This is a genomic window from Mesorhizobium sp. BR1-1-4 (assembly GCF_020165375.1).
GTDB classification, from domain to species: Bacteria; Pseudomonadota; Alphaproteobacteria; order Rhizobiales; family Rhizobiaceae; genus Mesorhizobium; species Mesorhizobium australicum.
This window is the reverse complement of sequence record NZ_JAIUIB010000012.1, coordinates 200,900-227,204: the sequence shown is the minus strand read 5'-3', so window position 1 is coordinate 227,204 and position 26,305 is coordinate 200,900. Positions and strand designations below refer to the sequence as shown.

Sequence of the window (26,305 nt, the reverse complement as noted above, 5' to 3'; positions counted from 1 at the left end):
GACACCCGTTTCGAAGCGGCGCGCGCAGTTCGCGAAATGTGTGAACTGCGCCGCCATCATTGTCTCATCGCACTCCAAACAGACTGGACAGGCGCGACAGCAAACCCTTGCGGTTGCTCCATTCGGCGAGACCATTGAGGTCGTCCGAAGTTGCGTCGCCATCGTCCTGATCCGCGTCGGGCGCTGCATCGTGCGGACGGTCCTGCTGCCGACCTTGTGCGGCAACAAAGGTTCCGCTGGCCTCGTCAAACACCCAGTTGAGCGGACCGCTTGGCTGCAGGCCAGAAGGAGCCCCGGTCAGCACGATATCGTCGGTCTTGGCACTTGCATCGGCGTCAGACCTGGAATGCGCCGCCGCCGCACTGCGGGAAGGTCTTGCGCTCGGTATCGTCGAGACCTCACCAACCGCTTCGGCCGGCGCGATACCAGCGCTCTGGAGTAATCCATGCTCCCGCGCGCCGACAAAGACGCCCAGGCCATCATGGAAGAGCTGCGTGTCAGTCAGCTGACCGGCAGATCCGGCCTCCGGCAGTCGGCGCTCGCCGGCGGCCAACTCAGCCGACATCACGCCCGCCTCGCCCTCATCGTGATCCAAGCCCGCCTGATGACCGATTTCGTGGATCAGCACCGACAGAAGGTCCATCCGTCCATCGGCGGCGCCGCCCGGCAACGCCGTCAGGTGCCCGGAGGCATCGAGCTGGAATTCGCTGCTGTCGAGAGGCGACAGGTCGACGAACCAGCCCTGTCCGGCCGCGTTGCGGTCGATCAGCACCGCGCCGAACACCGATTGTGCCAGCGCCGAGCCAGGCAGATCGGTGATCTGGACATCCAGGTTCGACAGCTTGGCAAGTTGTGCCGCGTCGAGTTGGCCGCTGCCCGACCAGATCGCCACCGCCTGCGCCAGCATCGTCTTGGCCTGATCGATGCCGACCGCCGTTGCCGTGTCCGCGGCCTGGCCGAGCGAAGCGAGCGCCAGCTGATTGGAGCTGGTGCTGAACGCCGACGCGTTGGTGCGAATCTGCAGCCGGTCGAAAGACGCCCCTGCATTGCCTGTCACCAGACCGAACTCGCCATCGGCAACGGCTGCATTGAAGCCATAACTGCCGACGAATGCGCCGTTGACGGCGATCGAAAGGGCAGCACCCCGTATGGTCAACTGGACGTCATATTCCGTCGTTGAACTCAGCGTGCGCGCGAAGCTCTGATCGATCACCGTGCCGCCCTTCGACGTCACGTGTCCGACCAAAACCTTCTGGCCGACCACATCCAGGGTGACGAACTTGTAGTTGTTGGCGCCGTAGTAGTCGAAGACGATGCCACCGGTTCCGGCGGTCTTCAACCTCGCCGTCAGTTCCAGATAGGCGTCCGCCCCGATCGCCGGGCCGACATCCAGCAGATTGGTGCCGGCGCCGGCTGCCGCATTGAGCCTGCCGCCCGAGAGCGTCCAGCCTTGAGCCGCGGTCTTCGACATCGGATAGGTCGGCGGCCCGTTGAACTCGGCTGCGTAATCGAGCGTGATCTGCGGCGGCAAGACCTGGACACGGAAGTTGTCCACCGTACCCTTCGAGCCGCTGTTGCCGACACCGACGAGGCCCTTGTTCAGCGCCACCGGCTGGCCATCGACGATGCGCGGCGCGAAGGTGTAGCTGAACCAATTCACGCCGGCCACGGTCAAACTCACGTTCGTGCCGTTGACTGCGAGCAGGACATCGTAAGCCTGGTTCGCTTTGAGTTGCACCGGCTTGTTGGACTTGACCAACTGATGCCAGCCGCTGGCGTCGCGGTAACCCATCTCGATCTGATCGTTCGAGATGTTGATGCCGGCATATTTGAAATCCGTCGGCGAATAATAGTCGAAGATGATGTAGGAGTTGGCCTTCCAGCCGCCGGTCGGCTTGTCGGCCGTCAAGGTCGCCGCGATCTCGTAGTAGATCGGCGTATAGGCGTCGAGATAGAGAACCGCGGCTGCCTGATCCCAGGTGCTTGCCGACTGAACGGTGAGCTTGCCGCTGGTGATGGCGAAATTGCCCTCGTCGACTGCCACGACCTTAGCATTGCCATCATTGAAGTCAGCCGTGCGCAGCACGTCTCGCTTGCCGCCCGGGATGTTGCCGGCCTGGGGATCCGTCGGACCGCCGGTCTGATCCTGCCAGAAGCCATGATCCTTCTGGGTGATCAGGCCGATTTCACCTTCCACGCCGCCCATGAACATATGGACGTGGCTGTACTTGTCGTCTCCGTTGATGCTGCCAGTGTCAGCGGTGCGGGTGATGTCGACGCCGTCGCTGAATGCCTGCGCATAGAGGAAGTCGAACAGTTGCGGCGGCACCTGGCGGCTTACCGTCGCGATACCGAACGGTGCGAACGGCACCAGGTAGCTGTTGTACTCCCCGACCCAATCGATCAGGCGATCGCCACCGGTGTTGCCGATCAGGATGTCGAGCCCGGCCCCACCGAAAACGCGGTCCTCATACATTGGGTGCGTCTCCGGCTGGTCGTTCAGCCAGTTGTTGGTCGAGAGTACATCGTCGGCGTTCATGAGGTCGTTGCCCCAGCCGCCATAGATATGGTCGCGGCCGGTGCCACCAACGATCCAGTCATTGCCCAGGTCACCGAAGACCGCATCGTTGCCATCGGTATTGCGTTGCGCAAACGCCGTCGGTGTGCCGTTCGGCGCAAAAGCGATCGCACCGTTGACCAGCGGTCCTTCATTGTCGACGAGGTTGAGGAAATACTGGCGCGTGGTAGGTGCCGGGCCGGCCTTCCATACCGAACCATCGTCGTTGAACATGATTGTCCGGCGCGGATCGTACTCGTCATAGAGGAAGAACTCGCCGAGCCGGCTCTGCACAGGCTTCGGTGCGTTCCACGGATCGCTGTCGGGACCGAACCGCAGCACGTCGCCAGGGTTCCATGGCCGCGAGAAGTCGGTGCGCACGATGCCGACGACATTGCCCGCCGCATCGAAGCGCTGCGTGTAGGAATCTGGCAGAGCTTCGCCGCCGCCGACCGCATCGTCGCCGGAACCGCCATGGATGAAGTCGTCACCCAGGCCGCCGAAAATGATGTCGTCGACGACATTGGCGTCGAACAGCGGATTGTCGCCGCCCTGCGCGTTCGGCGTCAGATTGTAAGGGGTCAGGTCGACCGCCTTCTTCATCTTGCCGCCGACATTGATCGTCTCCGTCTGCACCTGTCCGGGCATGTAGATGAACTCGTTGAGCACATCGCCCTGGCTGGTGCGCGTATCCGGATCGGTCGCCAGCAATGGCAGCACGCCGAACAGGCTTTCGCCGTAGGTCGCGCTGTTGCGGCTGGTGAAGATGCGGCCGTCGTCACCCAGGATGCCGTCCTCACCGGTACCACCTGAGATCCAGTCATTGCCCCAGCCGCCGATCAGATCGTCGTTCTCGGCATCGCCGAAGATCCGGTCATGGCCGCCGCCGCCATAGGCGGTGTCGTCCCCGGTCTCGCCATGGAACTCGTCATGGCCACCGATGTCCTGCTTGGCCCATAGGCCGAACTCGTTGCGATAGGCAGGATTGTTCGGGTTGGTTTTGGAGAACAGGTCTGGACGGAAGTCCGGGCCGCCCGGCGTGTAGTCGAGCAGATGGATGCCACGCACGACGAGGCGTTCGCCACCGGCACGCGCCGGGTCGTTCACGTCGTAATTGTACTGGACATAAAGCTGCTGCCCAACCGTGCCGTTCGGATTGATGTCGGTGTGATTGACGCCGACGATCCGCACGATGTTGCCGTTGTCACCGATCATGGAGTCGGCATCGCGAGCAAAGCGCGAATTGGCGAGCGTGCCGTCATTTGGCAAATTGTCGTCATTGCGGTCGATCTCGATGCCGGCGCCGCCGAAAATGTAATCGTCTCCGTCAGGCCGCGTATTCGGATCCGTGAGGCTGAAGAAGGACGAGGAACCGCCGATCAGATCATCCTGGCCGAGGCCGCCGAATATCTGGTCGTCGCCGCCACCGCCTTCGATATAATCTTGGCCGTCTGTCGCCGCCGCGAAGGAGGCGATCACCGTGAGCGGACCGATCGGATCGGTGACGCCGCCGGATGTGCGCGATGCGCCGACATGCGAGGTGCCGGCAAAGGCAAGCTCGATGCCGCCATCGCCCTGCACGACGTCATGGCCGAGCTGACCGAACAGTTCGTCATGGCCTTCGCTGCCGGCGATGTAGTCGTTGCCGAAGCTGCCGACGCCGGCCGTACCCTCGTCGAAGGCGAAAGTGTGCAGCGCCGCGTAATCGACCGAGTACTCGCTCCACCACGGAGCACCGTCCGGATCGCGATACCGCCGCGCGATGCCGTCGACCAGCAGCAGGCCGCTGTTGTCGGCATTGACCATGCCGAGGCCGGCCGGCATCGGCCGGTCTGTACGGCTGTACATCAACGTTCCGGCCAGCGTCTGGAAGCGCAGGCTGAACGTGTCATCAAGCAGATTGCCGTCAGCGCCGCCCTGGCGCGACAGGTAGACGTTGTCGCCAAAGACGCGGTCGTCCTGCTGGTCGCCATCGAGCAGATCATGCCCGGCGCCGCCGACGATGACGTCGCGGTCGAGGCCGCCGAACACAACGTCGTCGCCGCCATTCTGCAGTTCGGCCGATTTGATGCCGGTGACCAACACCAGCTCGGTCGTCTGGATGCGCTGCTTCAAGGTCGACGGCAGATTCGGATCGTCGACGAACATTTCTATCACACCATGATCGGCGAAGATGATGTCGTCGAAGTCGCCGAGCACGCCGGCAGCCGCGACCGAACTCGGCCCATAGCCGAGATGTGAGGCGCCATCGCCGAAGATCACGTCGTCGCCTGCATTCATCAGGTCACGAACCGACGACTTGACCGGCTTGATCGTCGTGCCGTTGGTGTCGGCATTCGGATTGGCCGAAGGCAACGGACTGTTGTCGACCGTGTCGATGAACAGCTGGCGCGTGAAGATGTTCACGTTGACGCCGCTATCGCCATAGATGTGATCCACGCCGCGATTGCCGATGATCAGGTCATCGCCGGAACCGCCGGCGAGGTGATCGCCAGCCTGGCTGCCGTAGATCGTATCGTTGCCCGCACCGCCATAGATCGTCAGGCCGACGCTCGGCAGGTTTGCCGACGGCGTGCCGGCGAACAAGGCGCTGGCGTCGATGATGTCGTTGCCGGCGAGCTTGTAGGGATTGGCGAGCGGGAACACCCACTCGTCATCCTCGTTCTCGCCGTCCTGCAGTTGCGGGAACGGATCGAACGGCTTCTCGCCGAATTCCATACCCAAGACATTGTGCGCCTGGCCGGAATACCAGATTCCGTCCTGGCTGGTGTCGCCATAGATGACCAGTGGCGAGTTCGGCCCGGCGCCGCCGGTGACGATAATATGGTCGCCACCGACACGCGTGCCACCGTCCAGCGTTATGTCGACACCGGAGACGGTCATCGCAACACCGGCTTTCGGCGTCAGCGCAACACTCTGCAGCGTTATCACGCTCGCAGTGAGCGCCTGGATGGTGAACGTGCCGGCAAATCCGCTCAGTCGCACTTTCTGGCCCACATAGAAGCCATCCGCCAGCCAGCTGCCGGCACTGCGTGTCAGGCTGTTGGTGGCGATGTTGACCGTCGCCGTGCCGGTGATGGCGCGCGGCTCCGCGACGTGCAGTGAACGCTCGGCATAGCTGTTGAACGCGTTGGGCGCGAGCACCGTGCCGGCTGGCTGGCCGGTGCGTGTGTTCGGTGCGCTGAGCACCAGCCTGCTGCCGTCACCCCATGTCAGCGCGGAGTTGCTCGGCGCCGGTAGCGTTGCATCGGAGATCGCCAGAATGGTGCGCGTATAGGTTTCGCCCGCAAGCTGGATCACCTGGCCAACCTGATAGCGGTCCTCCGACCAGTCGCGGCCGTCCTGACGGGTGACGATGATCTGTCCACCGGTTCCGGCGGCGATGTTCATCGGGCCGGTGCTTTCCAGATACATGTTGCCGCCGCCATGAACGAGCGTCAGCCCGCCATGCTGGCCTTGCACGTAGAAGCTCTTCACCGCGCCGTTTTGCGTCGCGAGCGGCGCGCCTTCGAGCGTAAGCGAGAAGCCGTCTTCCGATATCTCGATGATGCGGAAGTCACGCTTGCCGTTGGCATCGACCATCGTCACCAGATGTCCGGCGAGGTAGCCTTCAGCGGCCCATTTGACGTTGTCGTGGCGCGTGACGATGCCGCCGGTATAGGTCGGCTCGACATCGACTTCGGCCACCACGGTCTGCAGCACCGCATTGGTCACCGGGTTGATGCGATTGATGGCGCGCGGTGCTTCCGAGACCGGCGCGAGTTGTCCGCCTATGACGCGCATGACAGCGCCCGCGATCGCCACGATCTGATACTCGCCCTTCGCGAAGTCCTGGTTGATCGAGATGAAGTCTCCGACCGCAAAGCCGGCCCAGTTGCCGCCGTCGGTCCGCGTGATAATCCCGCCCGCTGTCGTCGTGGCCACATCCACCGGCTTGTTAAGCGTGATCACATCCTTGTCGAGGGCCGTGACGGTGTGCGCCCCATCCGCCACGCTGGCGAGGCTCGGTCCGCTCAGAACCAGGATCGAGTTATCGTTGGGATCCGCGCCTTCGGCCGGATTGGCCGGATTGATCAGCGCGTCATTGATAGCGACGATCGTCCAGATGCCCGGCAGGTTATCGATCTTCACCGTCTGGCCGACGAGGAAGCCCATCGCTTTCCAATCGAACCCGGTGCGCACGATGGTGCCGCCATTGACGCCGGATGGCGTTATGTCGAACGTGCTCGTCACCTGCACCGGCGGTGCGGGATTGAGCGTGCCCGAGATGACGAGCTTGTCGTTGCCTTCCCCGAGCATCAGGTTGACCACCTCGATGGTGCTCTTGGTGCTGTCGGTGCCGAAATCGCCGTTCTGGTCGACGCTGATGCGTCCGAAGCTGATGCCACCCGGGAAGAAGCCGGATTCACCGAAAGTCGGATCGCCGGTCACACCGAGCCCCAGGCTTAGGTTGTCGGCCATGTTGAAGCCGGTGAGCGTCGTCGCCGTCATCACGCCGCCGACATCTTCCTTGCTGGTGTCGTTGAAGATGTTCAGCACGTCGATCTGTTGCGATTCCGGCGGCTGCTGGCCGATCGCGATCAGGAAGTCGTCGGCTTCGCCAGGCAGCTTGAGGCCGTTCTCGAGTGAACGGTCGGCGCCGGTGACGCCGCCCTCGACAGCCAAGGGTCCGCGCAGCTTGGACAGGTAATGGCCGGAAACCGGGAAGACCTTGACGCCTTCGCGGGTGATCGGCACTTCATATTCGGTGTCGGCGCGCAGCTCGACCGTCTGCTGCTGGTAATAGTTGGCCGGCGTGAACACGGCCACGGCCGCAGTGCGAACCACGCGCACATCGTTCAGCGTGTTGCCGAGATGCGGCAGGATCTGCGCGACATTGGTGCCGGTGATCTGGATCGTGGTGTCCTTGGTGTCGTTGTCACCGCGGATGATCGCGATCTTGAAGTCGCCGATCAAATTGTCGGCCGTATCGAACAGGCGGATCCACTGCCCTTCGAGGAAACCGAATGACAGCCAGCCATCATCCTTTTCGCCTAGTCCGGCGATGGTGATCCGGTAGGTCGGGAGACCTTCCTCCATGACCATCTCAAAGCGGATGTTGCCGGTGTACTCACCGTCCCGCGCCAGATCGGACAGGATGACGTCGTCCTTCGCGCCTGTCGCTGCCAACAGCCTGTCGACCTTGAAGAACTTTCCATCCGCATCGATCGAGGTGATGAAATAGTCGCCGCTGCCGGCGCCGGCATTGCCGATCCGTATCTGCTGGCCGACGAAGAAGCCTTCATCGACGAAGCTGCCGAGATCGGCCCCGGTGCCACGCGTGATCTTGCCCAAGCCACCTTCGTTGGAGAAGACAAGATTGCCGTCGAATATCTGCGTAGGCCTGAGGCCGCCAATGATGCCGTATCCGGAGCCGGGCGTGACCGCGACGCCATTGACACTAACGACATCCGCCAGACCGTCCGTCAGGACCGCGACGCTGACGTTGGTCGACGGCGCCTTGGTCAGCCGGATCGTATAGTCGTCGGTGTCCGATCCATCGCCGTTGAGCAGCGTATTGCCTTCACTCTCCAGCACAACCGCGCCGGCGCTGTCATTGTCGATCACGTCGATGTCGACATAGCCCGGGCCTGAGCGCAGGTTCGGGAACACGTAGTTGTGGTTGGCGTCGACTGTCAGCGCCTGGTCGAGCTGGAAGAAGATCGCCGCTGTGTGCGGGTCCTCACGCGGGATGTCGTCGCGCGCTTCGATGCCGACGCGCATCGCATCGTCCCAGTTGCCGCTGTCGAAAGTGATGCGCCAGTAGCCGTCGGCACCCTTGAACATGCGATTGTCGAGACCGTTCGGATCGTCGACATCGTAGATCATGATGTTTTCGTCGCTGAACTCGTTGACGTACAGCTTGACGACGATCGTGTCGCCCGCGTCGGGCGCCTTGGCGAGTTGCACCAGGAGTTCGTCATTCAGTTTGGTCGTGGCATTGCCTTCGATGACCAGCGAGCGGCCATCCTCGGTGTTCGTGCCGGGCGTCACTTCGGTGACATAGATTCCGGGCGTGTCGTTGTCACGCAGGTCAACCTCGACGTTGCGTACGTCCGCCGCGTCGAAGGGATCGCCGTTCGGATAGGCCGCGGCCAGCAGTGCCGGCGCGACACCGCTGGTGTCGGAGATGACGCTGTGCTGTACGACGACCACCCGGTCGCCCTCGGCGCGCAAATCGTCGGGCGCATAAAGGTACACGTTCTGGGCCGTGTTCCAGTTGGTGCTGTCGAAGGCCAGCACGATCGAGCGATCGTTGATGATCGTCGCAACGCCGTTGATGGTGATGACATGCTGGAATTCGCCGTCGGTTCCGACGAGGCCGGGATCCAGCTTCGAAAGCCAGATCGTGTCACCGATGCCATTCGGCAACGGTGCCGGATTGATCAGCGTGCCGTCTTCTTCCTGTTGCGGCGAACGTGCCGCCGAGATCGTCACATAGACGATCTGGCCGGCCAGCGGCGCCACCGCCAGCCTGACGGTGTAGCTGTCGACATTGCGCGGTCCGCCTTCCCGAACAGCGGTGAAGCCATCCGTTTCGTCGATGCGGACGATGCCCTCCTGCGGACCCGCCACGTGATAGTCGAAGCCGTCGACCAGCACGCCATCGTATAGTGGATCGCCCGAGGTGACGAGGTGGTCAACAGCGCCGGAGGCGCCTTCGAGTTCGCGCGTGATGATGTCTTCCGTGACATCGCCCGTGACATTGATCGTATCGGAACCCAGACCGCCGACAACGCGATAGGCTACGCCGAAAGCCGTCGATTGAACGAAGAATTCGTCATCGCCTTCAAGTCCGTCGACCTCGACCACTTCGATCGTGGTGTAGCGAACATTGACGCCGGCGCCGAAGATGCCCTTTTCGGTGATGGCGAAATCGTCGGCGAATTCCGTGCCGAGGATAACCAGCTTGTCGAAGCCGGTGCCGCCGTCGACCGAGACCGGCGCGTTGACGTTGTATTGCACTTCGTCCTCGCCGCCGCCGGCGCGGATGTCCGGGGCGCGCGCGACAGAGAAGCCGAGCCCGATGATCGGCTTGGCAACGCCAAAATCGTCGAGCACGATGACGTCGTCGGTATAGTCGTGAGGCGTCGAGTCAGCGTCGGCGAAGTTGATCACGCCATCGCCGTTGGTGTCGAGCGTAACCGCCGGCAGGTCGTCCTGGTCGATCGTGCCGTCACCGTTCCAGTCCTGATTGGCGACCGCCGCGATGGCGAACGCGCGGACGATGAACAGGTCGTTGTTGTCGTCGCCTTCGAGCCGCAGCTCGGCCTGGTTGGCATAGACCCGGAATTCGTCGTTGCCCGTGCCGCCCTGCGCCACCATCGGCGCACTGATGCCGGGGCTCAGCCAGCCGCGTGTGGTGGCCACCATGTCGGGGAACACGTCCTGGTCGAGCAAGCCGCCGCCGAAGAACGGCGTGACGCCGTTTTCCGCATCGCCGGTGCGCTTGGTGCCGAATATCTGGCCGATGTTGAAGGAATCGTCGCCGGCGCCGCCCTGCAGCGAAACAATCGCCGTGGTGTCGTCGGAGTAGAAATTGTCGTTGCCGCCCTGCCCCTCGATGGTGATCCGGCCATTCAGCGCGGTGTCGTAATTGATGCGCGCGACCTCGTTCGAGGGCTCGTTGTCCTCGATCGTGTCGGCATAGGTCTTTGGCTGTCCGTAGACCATGGCGACGTAGGCCGGACGGTCGGCGGCTTCGTGCGGCAGATAGTTGGCGCCGCGCAGCAGGAAGATGTCGTCGATCGGCTTGTTGCCGCCGACCAGACCGTTCTGCGACGAATCGTAGCCGAAGATGGTCAGTTCATCGACACCGTCGATGGAGCGCCCGCTGTCCAGGATGTTGATGACGTAATTGCGCTGGAAGTCGGTGCCTGCGGTGCCCTGCCCCGGATTGTTGGAGCCAAGCGTGTAGATCTCATAGAGATCGGAGCCCGACACGCCGTCAAGCGTGAGCGTATGCTCGGCCGCCGTCTGCATGTTCGGAGAGGTTTGCGTCGCGGTATCCTGGAGGTAGTAGACGCGGAAACGGTCTTCGCCATCGACGTTGTTCACATTGAGGTTCTGACTGCCATAGGCGCGCGTCTTCGAGCCGAGGAAGACATAGCCGGCGCTGCCCTGCGTGTTGGTGCCGCCGGCACCCGAGGTGTCGCCGAAGTTGATCATGTCGACATCCGTGTTGCCGAAGATTCGGGTCAGCACGGTCGGTCCGGTGACCGAGTTCGCCGTCAATGTCGGCGTTGCCGAGCCAACCGGCGCGCCGATCGTCTTGTTGCCAGGCACCACGGTTGCGTTGGCGATGATGCGGCCACGCAGCACCATCACGGTGCCGAAGGCGACATCCAGATTGACGAGCGCATGGATGACGTCGTTGGTCGCCGACACGTCGCCATAGATGTCGATGCTCTTGGCCGCCAGCGTCTCGCTGTTGGAATCGAGCGTCACGTTATCGCCGACGCGCAGCAGCACGGAACCCTTTTCGGCGAAGATCTGGCCGTGTGCGATCGCACGCGGCGCATCGGGCTGGAAGGTCGGGAAGGTCGCGCCGTCTTCGGCAAAGCGGGCGCTGCCACTGTGCAGCAGGTCGAGGTTCTCGCCCTGAACCGAGGTCTCGCGCACAGTGATGCGGATATCGCCATCGTAGGCGTGAGCCAACACCAGCCGCAGATTGCCGGCGGTGCCGCCGGGAGCCTCCGGCGCTTCGGTTAGGTAAATGTGGGTGCCGGCTTCAAGTGCGACGTCGTCATCGCTGGAACCGCGTGATGAATCGATCTCGAGGTCGTTGGCAAAAGCGCCGATGGAGCCATTGCCATTGGCGTCCAGGTCGATGGTCTGACCCATCACGTTGGCAAAGTCGTCGCCCGCGCCGTTGTTGCGTGAATCCAGGATCGAGCCTGCGACGGTCCTTAGCGACACATCGCGGATCGTGTGCACGGTGTGAACATGCATGTCACCGACGACTTCGTCGAGGAAGATGCCTAACGTCGAATCCGCGCTGGTATCGAAGGCGCGCAGCACACCAAGTCCGCCGACGCCATTGCGGTTGTCAACGTTGATCTCGAGGAAATTGCTCGGTTCACCAATGCCGCCCAAGGGGGAATTGATGTCAAGCAGTGTGGGGCTGAGCACCTGGGCGGCCACTTGGAAATGGGTCGGATTAAACAGCCCCACGCCAGAGGCCATGGTGATGTTGCGACCGGAGACATCGGCCTCGACCAAGGCCGGGTTGCCGTTGTCATCGCGCGCATCGAGGATGCGCCGCGGCGAATACAAAAGCACATCCGAGGCATTGGAGCGAATGCGCTCGATGCGCATGTCACCGGTCTTTTCCGTCAGCGCGATATAGCCATTGGTCAGCACGTCGATGTCGCCATTGCCGGCGATCTCGGTGATGCCAAGTACGTTGACGGTGGTCGCCGTGGGCGCCGGATTGGCTGCCGCGACGATGATGTCACCGCCCGCAACGACCGAGCCCGCCTGCACCCCGGCCAGCGTGCGCAGGCCGGTTACCGGGTCGAGGCCTCGGAAATCATAGGTCGACGCAATCTCCGTGTTGCCGGTGGCGAAGACGCCGCGGCTCAGCGACGGAATTGCGCCTGCATCCGGCCGGAAGAAATTGTAGTAGGTCTGTCCGCCGGCGGGCAACGCCGGCGCCTTGACCAGCAGGCCGCCTGACAGACCGTCGCCGAACTGTTCAAGGCTAGCTTGCAGCAGCACATCCGCCGTATTGCCGGCGTTGATCCGGTCGATCTCGACGATGTAGAAGCCGCCGGCCGGCGCCTCGCGCAACAGCGCCTTGAGGTCGAGGCTGATGTTGCCGAGCGCGTCGGCGGTGAAGGTTTCAGCCGAAATCAGGCTGTGCAGATCGGTCAGCGCGCCTGCCGGCGCCAGATCGATGGCCGTACCGGCCATCGCGTTTGCCAGCGTGGTCGCCAACTTGACGCTCTGCCCATCGGGCGAAGCGATGACGTAGTAGTAGCCGCCGTCGACGAGCCCGCCGATGGTCGTGGTCACGGCATCGTAGCGCACCAGCTGGCCGGTGTAGAAACGGTTCTCGACTCCAAGGAATATCTGGTTAGTCAAGCCAGCGACACGGCCGGTGTCGAAGCCTATGCCGAGCGGCAGGCCGGAGCTGTCGACGATGTCGATATTCACCCGTGCACCGGTCGCGCCGATGTTTTCGTCGGCGCGAATGTTCAGGATGTGGGTACGGATCAGCGACTGGCGGCCATCACTGCCCGGGACGCCGCGATCGTTGGTGGCGAACACCGATCCGTCAGTATTGACGATCGACGTCGTGCCGATCGGGTTGTCGATCGTGCCGTTGATGTAGATGTCTGAATGGCCACCGGTGTCGGTGATTTCAATCAGCGTCGGCGCGACTTCGCGCACCACGTTGAAGGTCAGTGTCACACCCTGCGACGGATTGAGCCATGCCAGTGGCTGCTCGTCGGTGACGACATCGATATTGTTGATAATGATGTCCTTGTCGGACTCGTTGCGGATCGACACGCGCTGCAACGTATCACGGAACGTCCAGGTACCGCCGGCGCCGATCATCGAGTTCGAGTCGAACACGACGTCGCCGGGACCCGGATTGACGATGTTGTTGACGACAATGTCGTCGCTCTGGATCGTGTTGCCTTGGCCTTCGGTCGCACTGCCGCCGCCCGCGGTGTCGTTGACCGACACTTCGACCGCGACATCGATCTCGCCGTCGGCGCCGATGACCAGTTGCTTGATGACCAGTTCGGGTGAACGGCCGGAAAGGATCAGCACGTCGGAATTGAAATTGATCGATTGCGGCCTGTCATCCGGGCTGCTGCCGCTCGACCCGCCGGCGGCGAGCGAGCGCTTGCTGTCATCGGCGTGATCCGTCTGCGAGATCGAGCCGTTCACGGTCGAGGCAAACAAGGCCAGATGCTCGGCCGAGCTTCCAGGCTCCTGCGGATAATCCGGATGTCCAAGCACGGCATCGCCGTTGTCGCGCGGACCGGCTGTCACCAACGCGCCTGCCGCACCGAAAATTTCGGACGAGACGTCGGTATCGTTATGCGCGTCGGAATCGACGAAGCCGAACAGGCCCGTCGATCGGGCATAGGATTTCGCATCCGTGTCGACATTGTCGTAGCGGGTGATGAGGTCAACGCCTTCCCAACCCGTCAGGTCGGCGCCTGCATTGACTCGCACCTGCGCATTAGGCCGTGCCGTGATCGTGCTTTCGGCCTCGCCTTCGCCATAGAATCCGGCGCCGCGCCCGTCGCTGCCGGAGAAGACATGGAAGTTGTCGACCCGCGCCGCGAGCGAGGTCCGCCGCGCGCTGAGCACCGCATTGGCCGCCAGCGAGACGATCGCGTCGGCCTGATCGGCGTCCGGATCGGCGTCCGGGGAGCCAATGTTGACATGCGTGACGGCGTCGCCGTCACCGCCGAAGCCGACGCCGGAGGCGGTCGATTTCGCCGTCACATCGACGGATGCATTCGCCGTGGCCTTGGCCAACTGACCGGCAAGAACGATGGCGTTCGAGCCGATTGTCGAAACCGTATTGTATTCGATGCGGACCTCGGTGCTCGGGTCGGCCAGGCCGACCGCACCGCCAGCGCTCGCCTGCGAGGAGGCGCTGGCAATGGCATTGCTTGCCGAGGCAAGCGTGAAGTTCTTGCCCGCCACGATGCGCGTGCCATCACTGATCGTCGCCGTGCTCGTGATCTCCTGGAAGCTACTCGCGTCGGCATCACCGACGGCGACGAAGCCGCCCGTGCCGTTGACCGCGTAGCTGGACGTATTGGTCGTCGCCGACGCGCTGACAGTCACGTCGCCCACCGTCGTGATCTGCGTCGCGGAGATCGTCGCCGAGACATTCGGACTGCTGAAAACGTCGGCATCATTGCCGTTGACTCCAACGAACCCGCCGCCGGACCCCTTCGAGTAAGCTGACGATACGCCGTCGCCCGATTGCGGTGCGATTTCGCTGAGCGGAACTTCGCCCGGACCGAACAGGAACTGGCCCGGCGCCGCCGATGTGGCGCTGTCATTGATGTCGATGCGCAGTTGCTGCTCGCTGTCGCCGGCTGCCGAGATGTCGACCGCAAGCGCAGTAAGGCTGTGATTGCCGTAGGGGCCAGCAATTGCCGTCGGCGTCAGAATGATCTGACTGCCGCCGCTCGGCGCATTCCACAGTTCGAACGTGTTGTCGCCGACGCCGCTGACGCCGCGCACATAGTAGGTCTTGCCGTCTTCGAGCCCGCCGATCGGCAGATTCTTGGCATTGACCAGCGAATGCGTATCGCTGGAGCCGACATTGAGCGCCGGATTGGCGCTGAGACCCTTGTTCGGGTTCAGCGCGATGATCGGCTGATCGAAGTCCCTCGTCAGCGTACCTGCTGTGACGATGTTCTTCTCAAGAAGGGTCAGCGTATCACCGGATACGCCGACGATCGTGTACGTGCCGGAATTGACGAGGCCGCCGCTGATGAACAACGTGCCGTTTCCAAAGCCGTTGTCGGCCCAGTTGAGGCCGTCAGTTCGCTTGATCTGGTCGCCAGCGGCATTGCGAATGAACTGCACCTGTTCGGTGATAGCGTCGTTACGCTTGAGCTGGATCGTCGAGGAGTTGACGACATGCACGCGATAGGTCTGGCCGTCGACCAGGCCGCCGATCGCCAGACCGGTTCCTCCGCTCGCATTCTTGACGTCGTAGACAACGTGCTCGCCCTCGGCGAAACCGTGCGCCAGCGCATTTCCGTTATCGTCGAAGAAACGGATGTTGTCGGCGTTGGCATCGGCGATCGGCGATCCGTCGGGATTGAGGCTGCTCGAATTGACGTCGACCTGACGACTGACGAAGGTGCGCGCGTCCGGTGCCTCGTAGGTCACCGCCGTGCCGTTGACGAAGCCATGCCCGGCGATGGTTATGCTGTTGCCCGAGACATCGTCCGGCTGGAAATTCTTGAGGTAATTCTGCGGGTTGACCGCCTTGTCGAAGCTGTTCACCAGCTTGATGTGTGACCCGTCGATAACCAGCACATAATAGAGGTTGCCCTCGGTCAGCCCAAAGCTGTCGACTGTCTCGTCCGGTCCCGGATAGTAGCGGACGGCATCGCCGCTCAGGAAATTATGGCCACCCGCGAACTCGATGATCTCGGTGTTTGGATCGATGTCGGCGGCGTTAAAGACGGAGCCGAAATAGAGCGTGTTGGGATCTGTCACGCCTGCATTGACGACATTGATCACGCTGTACTGACGGTTCACCGCCGGATCGGCCGGATCCGGCCACTTGAGGCCGGGAATAACGGCACCGCCGCTTCCGGCATCATATTCGACCGTATCGCCGGTCACCAGTCCATGCCCGTTCACGGTGATCGTGTTGGCGGTGCCGTCGACATCGACGATTTCGTAGGTCGGTTGCTCGCCGGGGATCGGCGAGGCGGAGGCTTCGACCAGGATATCGCCGGTCGCGTTGATCACCACGCCGGCGCCGATTGAACTCGCGACCGTCGGGTTAACATGGGTTCCCGAATCGGCGTCCCCAACCGCGGCTATGCCGCCTATTGTGGACCCGACTACTTTCGAGTCGCCTTCCGTCTGGGCCTGGGCCTTGAGCCGCACATTGCGTGCCGATTGGATCGACGTGTTGTTGCCGATCGAGGCGCTTACCGAAGACGGGCTCGCGGTCGCGGTCGCGCGATTGACGGTGATCCCTGCCAGAAGGCCTCCGCCGGCTGTTTCGGCTACGGCAAGCGCACCATTTACGGCAAGCGCTTCGATCATGATGTCGGTAACCGAGACGATGTTGGCGTTCATCGCGGCGTTGCTCTGGCCATTGGCCTCGGCTTCAGCCAACGAAGCACCGACCGCAGCCGCCCCGAATGAATTGGCCTCGGCATTGGCGACGGCATAGTTGCGAATGCGCGACTTGATGTTGATGTCACCGGTGATGGTGAATGCGCCGCCGGCGCCGATCGTGGTGTTGGCAACCGCATTGGACCTTGCGGTCGGCACCGAGCCCTGGCCGCTGAACAAGCCACCGCCGGAGGCTTCCGCAAAGGCCTTCGCCCCGCGGTCGGTCGCCGTCTCGCCATCGTAATTGTGCGACGACAGCATGACGATGCCGCCAGCGTGAATCGTCGAATTGCCCCCGATCAATGCGGCCACCGTCGGGACGACATTGACTGTCGCCAGGCTGGTGCCGGCCGCCAGTGCGCCGACCGAAAGTGCGAATATGTCGCCGGTCGCATCGTGCAGCGTCCACGCCTCGACCGTGAGGAGGCCCGTTGCCTTGATGTTGGCGCCGCCGCCAACCGATGCCTCTACGTTCGGCTGAACATCGACGAAAGCGAAATTGAAGGTCAGCGCGCCGAGCCCGGCAGCCAGCGCAAAGGTGTCGGAATCCACGTTGATCGTCGAGTCCGCATGGACCGTGATGGCCCCGACAGCGTCGATCTGCCCAATCTGACTGCCCGCGCCGATCGTAGCCAGGACTTCCTTGGTGTTGTCGTCGTCATCGCCGATGGTGACGTCGCTGTAGGACGCACCGACGGCCACCGCGCCGGCTTGTATGCCGGTCGTCAGCACGTCAAACGTCTGGTTGCTGCTCGCCGAGACCGTAAGGCTGGCCGCGCCGTTGACCACTGCGTTGTCGAGCAAGCCGGCCTGAACGCGGCTGGTATCGTTGACTACCGCGACCGATGCACCGAGGCCGACGAAACCGGCCTGCAAGGCGACGGTCGTGACATCGATATTCTGGCCGAAATGGCTTTCAACGCGGATGGCATTGCCAGCCTTGAGGTTTCCGCCGGCCTTCGCTCTCACCTGGCCCGAGACATTGACGACGGAAATCGATGCGCCCAGGCCGACAAGACCGGCGCCCAGGCTGCCGACCAGGATGTTGGCTTTCATCTGTTCACGCGCGTTCACGACGATGTCGTGACCAGCCTCGACCGTCGCACCGCCTTCGACGGAGGCGGTGGTGCCGCGCTCGTCGGTGACGGCGGCGGTCAGCTTGTTGGTCAGGGCGCCTGAGGTCAGTGCGTTGGCGCCGACCTTGTCGCGGGCGCCTTCAACACCGGCCTTGACCCGTGAGTCGGCCGTGTTGCTGTTGGCGCCGCTGCCGAAGCGGCCCAATTCCCCAGTGATGCCTGCGACGCCACCGTCGGCCTGTTCGCCGGCCTCGTCATTGGCGGTCTTGGAGCTTCCGTCGTCCTTCGTCGCGTTGCCGCTGCCACCCTGGTTGTCCTCGTAGGAGTCGGTGAACGCCTCGCCGATCGACCAGACCGATATGGACGCGCCGAGCCCGGCGACGCCGACGCCGCCGCTGAAGGCGAACCCACGCAGAACCTTGATTGCGACCGCATTGACCGAGACGTCACCGCGCGCCCGCACCATGGCGTTGGCGTTGATCGCGGCAACCGTATCGTTCTTGATGCTGCCGAAGTCGATGCCGCCGGCCAGACCGACGAAACCGGCGCCGAGAGCGCCCACGAAGGACGTGACCCGAACCTCGTTGGCCGCGTTGACATAGACGCCTTGTGCACCCGACACCGTGCCTGGGTGGGCGAGGTAATCTGCAGCGCCCTGATTGATGTCGGCGCCGACGCCGATCAGCGCCTTGGTGTCGGAATTGAGCAGCGTCACGGTGACGGAGCCGGCCAGACCGACGTAAAGGCCGGCGGCACCGGCGACTGTAACGTTGGTGACCTCTTCCGAGGATTCCGCCTGAACGATGACTCCATGCGCCTCGGCCGTGCCGAAGCCGCTCGGATTGCTGCCGCCGACGATCGTGCCGGTCAGCACGCCGCCGATGCCGGTGCCGTTGCCGGACGCGTCGATACTGGCATTGTCGCCGATCGTCGCTTCGGTGAGCTTGTCGACATTGACGACCGCGACCGATCCGGCGGCACCGCCGCCCGACAGGCCGATAGCGACCGCACCGGCGACCACCACCACCTCGGAATCGTCCTTGGCCATGACGGCGACGTCGCCGCCGGCGACAATCGTCGCGTTGGCGCCGACGCGGGCATAGGTTTCGGTGTCGAACGACAGCACCGAGACACCGCCCGCCAGGCTGACCGTGCCGCTGAAGGCAAGGCCGGCGGAGACGACGATGACTTTTTCCTTGGACGTGGCGATCACCGCAACGTCATTGTTCGCCTTCACGTCCGCGCCGTCATTGATCGTCGCGAACGTGTCAACCTTGATCACCGACACGTCGACGCCGGGCGCGCCCGCGCCCGCGCCGCCGAAGGCCGCACCGGCCCCGACACCGACATGGCTGAAGTCGCTCGCCGCCGCAACCAGGACGGATTGTCCTGCATTTCCGGGGCCGGCCATGTCCTGGTTGATCTGGGCATCGGCCCCGATAAACGCCTTCGTCTTGGTATCGACGACGTTGACCGCCGCACCGACAGCCACGCCGACCGAACCGCCGCCGCCGACGGAAATTGCAAAAGTCTCGACATCATCCTTCGCCGAGGCCGAGACAGCCACGCCACGGAAACCGGTGTCGACCGACGCGGTCGCAACCCGGTTCTGGGTCAAGCCCGGATCCTGCTGGACGTCGTCGCCACCCTCCTGGTCGAGGTTCTTGAACTGGGTGAGGCCCGACGGCGTACCAGCCTCCAGGCTGCTGGCGGTCGGCTTGTTGCCGCCCTGCGGGTCGAAGCTCGACATAGCCTGGCTGCCCGCATAGTCGACGGTGTAGCGGCCGGTTCTCGCCGCGACAGTGCCGTGGCCCTCGCCGGTGACGCGTGCGCCTGCGCCGATGAAGGCATCAGTCACCTTGTCGACAACAGCAACGCCGGCCGCGACGCCGACACCGGCGCTGCCGCCGATCGCCACGCCGCCAACGATCAGGTCCATCTCGGTCTCGTCGATTGCCTGGACGAGTACGCTGCCGCGTGCCCGCACATCCGTCAGGCCGACGATCGGCGCCAGCGGATCCGATCCGATGAAGGCGCGGGTCTTCAGGTTCAGCACGAAGACATCGGCCGTCAGTGTGACGCCCGCGCCGCTGGACGCGCCCGCGGCCACGGAGAACGAACCTATGTCCTCGTTGCCGGTTGCCTCGACCGTCACATTGCCGTCGACGTCGATGTCGGCGCCCGCTTCGATCGATGCAGTCGTCGTCTTTGTAAGCGTCGACACATTGACGCCGGCGCCAACGCCAGCACTGCCGGCGGAAACCGCGAGCGAACCCGCGATTGTCAGGATATCGGTTTCGTCATTTGCAAAGACCGAGACGCCGGGATCGTTGGCGAGCGTCTGGCCGGAAACCTTGCTGTTTGCGCCGATGCGAGCCGTCGTTGTCTCGGTCAGCACTGTCACGGCGACCGAACCGGCGACCGCCGCCTGCGCGGAAGCCGCGCCGGCGGCGGCGATGATCAGCACCCCATCGGTCGAATTCGCCGATACGGAGAGGCCGTTTGCGCCACCGGTGACCACGTCGGCGTCGCCATAGAGCTCCGCCTTCACATCGTCGAGATGGACAAACACCGTTCCGGAAATGCCGATGCCGGCGCTTTGGCCGAACGCCGCCGCGCCAGCAAGCAGGAACACGTCCGCGTCGCCGGTCGCCGTCACGGAGACATCTCCGCCGGCGCCCAGATGCGATTTGTTCAGCGTGCTGCCGGCCTCGACGAAGGCTTGGGTCGATGTGTCGAGGTAAAGCACGCCGACAGACGCAGCGACGCCGGCTGAGCCGCCGGCGCTGCCGCCGAACGTCGCCGCGATCGAAGTGATGTCGTCGAAGGAGTCGGCATTGATGACGATGTTGCCGGCAGTCGTATCCAGATCCGCCCCACCACCCATCCAGGCGCTCGTGTTGCGCGTGATCACCTGCACGTCCAGGCCGATGCCGACGCCGGCATTGCCGTTCAGCGTGAGGCCGATGCCACCCGCCCCGCTGACCACGGTCAGCAGGTCCGTTGCCTCGATCTTGATGCCGGTTCCGGCCTCGAGGTCGGAGTTGTCGTTCACCGAGGCGTGCGTCTCCATGAAGATCACGTTGACGCTGGACGAACCGCCGACGGCAAAGCCGCCGGACGCACCGGCGATGCCGGCGGCGAAGCTGGTGACGGCCAACGAGCCGATGACCGGCAGGTCTTCCGAGATCGGCAGCAGTTCGGCATGCGAGGTGACGTTGATCGCGCCCTGCGCTTCGGCGTCGAGATTGATGCCGGTCTGAGCCTTGGTGTTGAGATCGTTGACGATGTTGACGGTGACCGCGATGCCCACGCCGCCGCCGCCGCTGCCGGTGCTCAAAGCCGCACCGCCGGCCAGGTTCTGCATTTCATTGAGACTGACGGCGCCGATCTCGATATTGCCGGTGTTGGCGTCGAGATCGACATTGTCGCCGACCGATGCCAGCGTGTTGACATCGAGATAGTTGACGCCAACCGAGCCGCCGATCGCAGTGTTCTTCGACACCGCGCCGGAGAGGGCGCGCGCCTGGAACGTGTTTTTCTCTCCATTGCCGGTCGCGGCGCGGACCTCGATCGATCCGGCGGTCAGATCGGCGTTTGAACCGATCATCGCGTTGTTGTCCAGCAGCACGATGTTGAGGCCGATCGCGGCGGCAACGCCGGTGTTGGAACTGGTGTTCGTGGACGTCGCGGTGGCCAATGCCCGCGCGTCGGTCGTGCTGATCGCCTCGACCTTCATCGCGCCTGTACCGGCGATCGTCACATTGCTGGCGATCTGCGCCTGGTTGTCCGCGTCGAGGAAGTTGACGGCGATCGTCGCGGCCACATTGGTGCCACCGGAGCCGTTGCCGCCCTGCGTACCCTTGCCGGTCTGCCCACTGCTGTTGCCATCGGCCTGGCCAAGGCTGCTGCCGCCGCTTTGCGAGGGCGTCTTGGTGCCGCCGCTCTGGTTCTTGGCCATCTCGGTCTGGTTGGTCGTCTCCTGATCGGAGCTGGCACTGTCCGTTGTGCCATCGGACTTCTTGGTGGATTGGCCCTTCGAGCTCGCCTTGGACTCTGCCTTGGTGTCGAGTGTCGAGGTCGCGGTGATCGTCACCGTGCCAACGTTCTGGAAATTGCGGCCGAGGAAAGCGTCGTTGGTGACTTCGCCGATATTCAGTGCAATCGACGCGCCAACGCCAACGCTGCTGCCGGCGGCTTCGCCATCGGCAAGCGTGTGAACCGTACCGGTGTGCGAGGCTTGCGCGGCCAAATTGCCCGTCAGCGTGATCGTTGCGCCGCCGCCGGTGCCGATGTGCGCATCCGTATCGTTATCGACATAGGCGACAGCGATCGCGCCGCCGATGCCGGTAGCGCCTTCGGCGCCAGCCTTGGCCGTCGTCGTCAGCGTATCATTGGATGTCGCGGTGACGGTGAAATTGCCTGTCGTCCCGCCAACCATCTCGCCGTTCTCGATGCCGGCAAACGTGGTGTTCAAGCCGATGCCGAGCGCGATCGACGCGCCGACGCCGATGCTGCCCGAGCCGCTTCCGGCCCCGGAGGAGGTCGCCGTCGTTGTGGTTACGGTCGTGTTGATCGCCGTGAGCAGAACATTGCCGCCGGTCAATGTAACCGTCGCGGCGCCGCTTGCTGGCTGATCGGCATGGTCGAGACCAATCACGCCAAGCGTGTCGGTTTCGGCGAAGCTCAGCGCGAACGAACCGGCCACGCCAATATCGCCGCCGCTGGCACCGGAGGTCGACTCGGCGCCGAAACGATGCGTCACGTCACCGCCGACGTTCTTCATCTTGGCTTCGGCTTTCACCCCGTCGGCCGTAATGATGCTGCCAGCCCCAATCGACGCTTCGTTGCGCATCGTCGCGATATTGATCGCCACTGCGACACCGACAGCGGTGCCGCTGTCGCTCGTCTTTGCGGTGCCATCGGCTTTCGCCGTCGCATCCATATTGTTGGACGACTGCAAATTGAGTTCGCCGACGCCAGCGCCCTCACCGGCAACAACCGTGCGCCCGTCATTGATCGACGCCACCGCCAGTGACGACGAGACATTGAGGGCAAGCGCTGCCGCGACGCTGACATCGCCGCCGCCGCTCCCACCTGAACTGTTGGCCGACTTGCTTACGCTGTCGCCATCATTCGACTTGCTGTTGGCCAGACCGACTTCCTTGTCCCGTTGCTCGTCGGCCTTGGTGTTGCCGTCCTCGTCTTTCTCGGCGCCAGCGGCACTCGCAATCGACTCCGCCTTGCTGGAACCGTCATTGGCGGCCGACAGACTGATCGATCCGTTCGAACGAAGATTGCGGTTCGATGTCGAGAACGCACGGTTGTCCACGAAGGCAAGCGCGATCGCCGCGCCGATCGCCGTCGAGCCGATGGCATCGCCATCGGCCAGCGTCGTGCTCACGCCATGATTGCTGGCGCTGGCCGACAAATTGCCGGTGATGTCGAGTTCGCTGCCGGAACCGATGGACGATTCCGTATTGTTGTCGATGACGTCGATCGCCACCGCACCGCCGATGCCAACATCGCCACCTTCCGCGCCCGCTTCCGCCGTGGTCGAAGCTGTATGGTCGCCGGTCGCAGTCATGGTGACAGCGTCGGCGGCAACGATGGTCGCGTTGTCGCGGATCGATGCCGAGGTGGAATTGTCGACGATGGTCAGGGCGACCGAACCACCGATGCCGAGTTCGCCTGCGGCGCCGCTCGCGTCGTCGGGAACCGCATCGGTCACGACGTTGGTGGTGGAATGGGCGGTGAGCGACAGATCCGCGCCATTCAGATTGATCGAGGCGTTTGCCGCGACGTCGGCGGAAGCCTCGGTGATGACGATATTGATGGCCAGCGAACCCGCGACCTGCGTCTTGGAGCCTTCGCCGGCGCCGGAGGTCGCCTGGGCGATGAAGCTGTCGCCGGCCGCAATCGTGGCGCTCAATGACACCGCACTCGCCGACAGCGACGAGGCGCCGCCGAGATAGCTGCGCGTCGTGACGTCGGCAATGCTCAGCGCCACTGCAACGCCGATGCCGGTTGCGCCATTGGAGGAGGAATTCGTGTTGGTGCCGTCCGCCGTCGCCGTCACCTTGTCCGTCGATTGCGCGGTCAGCGTGATCGTGCCACCGGATGTGAGGGTGGAGGCCTGAACGAAGGCTTCGGTGGTCGGCCGATAATCCGACACCGTCACCGCGCCAGCAAAGGTGATATCGCCGCTGCTGGTCGTCGCCTTGTCAGACGTGATGCCGTCCTTATTGGGGTCCTTCAGGCGCTGCTCGGATTCGTTGTCACCGCTTGCACTTTGGTCCGATCCGCCTGCCGTCGACTTGGCGATCGTCGTGATATTGCTGGTCAGCGTTGCGCCGAGCGCGATCGAATTGGGCGTATCGCCGGCATTCGCGCCAATCGTCGAACCGCCCGAGACATTGGCGCGGGTCGTCGCATTGACTTCTGAAACCGCAACGCTTGCGCCCTTGCCGCCGCTACCGCCATCGGCCTCGGTGGTCATCGTCAAATTGCTGGTCGCAGTCAGCGACACCGCGCCCGAGACGCTGAGCACGCTGCCCGCGAGCACTTCGGTGATCGCGTCGCTGATCAGAACGGTGACGGAAACCGCCGCATCCTTCTTTTCATCGTTGTCGGAACCGGCATCGGACTCGTCCTTCGCGGTCAGCGTGACGGTTACGGTGCTCGACGCCGACAGGCTGGCTGCGGTCACATTGGTGCTGCTGAACTTGACCCGCGCTTCGGGCATGATCGTTGCGATGACACCCGCGAGCGGCCCACCTTCGAAAGTCTCAGCCTCGACATTGGCGGTCGCGGTTGCGGTGAATTGAGCCGCGCCCGTCACGATGATCGTGGCGCCGCTCAGGTCGATGATTGCCTCCGGGGTCGCGAGATACGCGCCACCCGTGATTTTTCCATCGTCCGCCGCCGCTGCTATCAGGGTCACCGAACTGGCATTTATGGTGCTGGAAACGCTGATCTTCTCGGCATTGACGGTAACTGCGCCGGCAGTCAGCGTCCCGGAGATCGTCACCTCGTCCTTGCCGTCCTGGCCGTTAATGATGAGTGCGGTTGAACCGAGGTTCACCGCATTGTTGATGGTCAGGGTATCCTTTGAAAAAATAGGAAAGCCAGAATCATCGCCGAGATTGATGGTCAGGCTGGAGCTGGGCTTGTTGAAAGTGATCGACTCGAATGAACCTAGGAGGCCTGACGACAGCGTCAGTGTCGCGCCATTGTCGATCAGAGTCGCTCCATCGTCGGCATTGCTGGTCGTGATGACACGGTCCGCAACGACACTGTTGTCGGTGATCGGTTCGAGCCCGTCATAGCGGAGCACGACACCGTCACGCGTGATCGTGCCCGACGTCGGCCCAGTGGCTACATACTTCACCGAGGCGAAGGTGCCGCCGTCGAGAACCATGCTGTCGAAGCCGGCATCGCCGCCGGCCATGACGCCACTCAATTTTCCAGCAGCACCAACAAAAAAGGTGTCCTCGTTGCCAGCGGAACCGATCAGGTTCTCGACCGTAACGAAGGACACCCCAGCAACATCACCCGAACCGTCGCCGGTGAGATGCCAGTCGGTGTCCTGCGGAGGCCCGACCACAGCGTCGCTGCCGGCGCCGCCACTCAACACAACCCTGCCAGCCAGAGCGGGGTCGATCTCGCGCAGCACAAAGCTGTCGTCGCCCGCGCCCGCGTCAACGGTCAACGAGACCGTCGGAGTTGTGAATTTGTAGGTGATCAGATTGTTAAATGCTCCAGCGTCAAGCACCGACAGACCGTCACTGGAATCATCTGAACTGCCGATGCGGATCACCCGCGCTTGCCCGGAAGTGTCGGCATAAATGCGCTGGCTGGCCGTCGTATTGTCCTCGACCGCGCCGACGTTTGCCAGGCCAATGCTATGGGTCAACGCCCCGGCTTGCGCGGCAATGCTGCCTGACAGGCCGGTGTCGGTCGCCAGCCGCACGGCGTCGAAGCTGCCGCCGGTCATGGCAAGCGTGTCGTTGCCGGCACCACCGTCGAAACGCACGTCGAGCGCCGCCAGGAAGTCTTCGCCGAAGTCTATGGTGAGCTTGTCGTCGGCAGCGGTGCCGTGCACCACGATATAGTCGATCTGTTGCGCGTTGCGCTGGTCGACCAGCGTACCCGTCTTGTTGTCATAGATCTGGATCGCCTGGATCAGATTGTCATAGCGCAGCGAATAGTCGGCGCCGGCCAAGTCGTTCATGTCGACCGCGAAAGGCAAGATGTCGGCCGACAGCAGATAACGCGGCTCAAGCGCTTCAAGCGCCAGGTTCGGCAGATCTGATGTCTTGCTGGGCCGTCGGGCTCGCCCCGGCGAGCGCCGCAGCAGCGAACTCGCCAACCACCGACCAAATACGCCAGGGATTGGCGTCTCTGCTTTGCTGGCTAATCTCTTCTGAAATGCCTCAAAAAAAGCCGACCTCGACAAAATGTTCATTTTGTCCCCCTGATATATCAGTTTAGGCTAATTTACCGAAATCAAACGTACATCCGAAAATTCTTGAGTGCAAGGCGATCACGAAACCGCGACGAGTCTATGTTTATGTAAAATTTGCGACAATATGAACCATACGCATATATCTCGACAAGACACGTGATTATCTATGTATATATTTCCGTCGCCATTAGCATAGCTCTCAGTCATCTAACATGTATATCTCATAATATTTTTTTTAAACATATTTTAAGGTGATATTGTAGAAGACACAATTCTCCCACTTGAAGCATTCTAGGCCATGGCCTTGAAATTTCAGCACAT

General features: G+C 63.0%; 1 protein-coding gene. It reads right to left on the bottom strand.

What is annotated here, in order from left to right; all coding sequences use genetic code 11:
- Window positions 1-64 precede the first annotated feature (64 nt).
- Window positions 65-25,888: an LEPR-XLL domain-containing protein gene (locus LB571_RS24740; protein ID WP_224598778.1), complete on the bottom strand. Its 25,824-nt coding sequence runs from the start codon at window positions 25,886-25,888 to the stop codon at window positions 65-67.
- Window positions 25,889-26,305 lie beyond the last annotated feature (417 nt).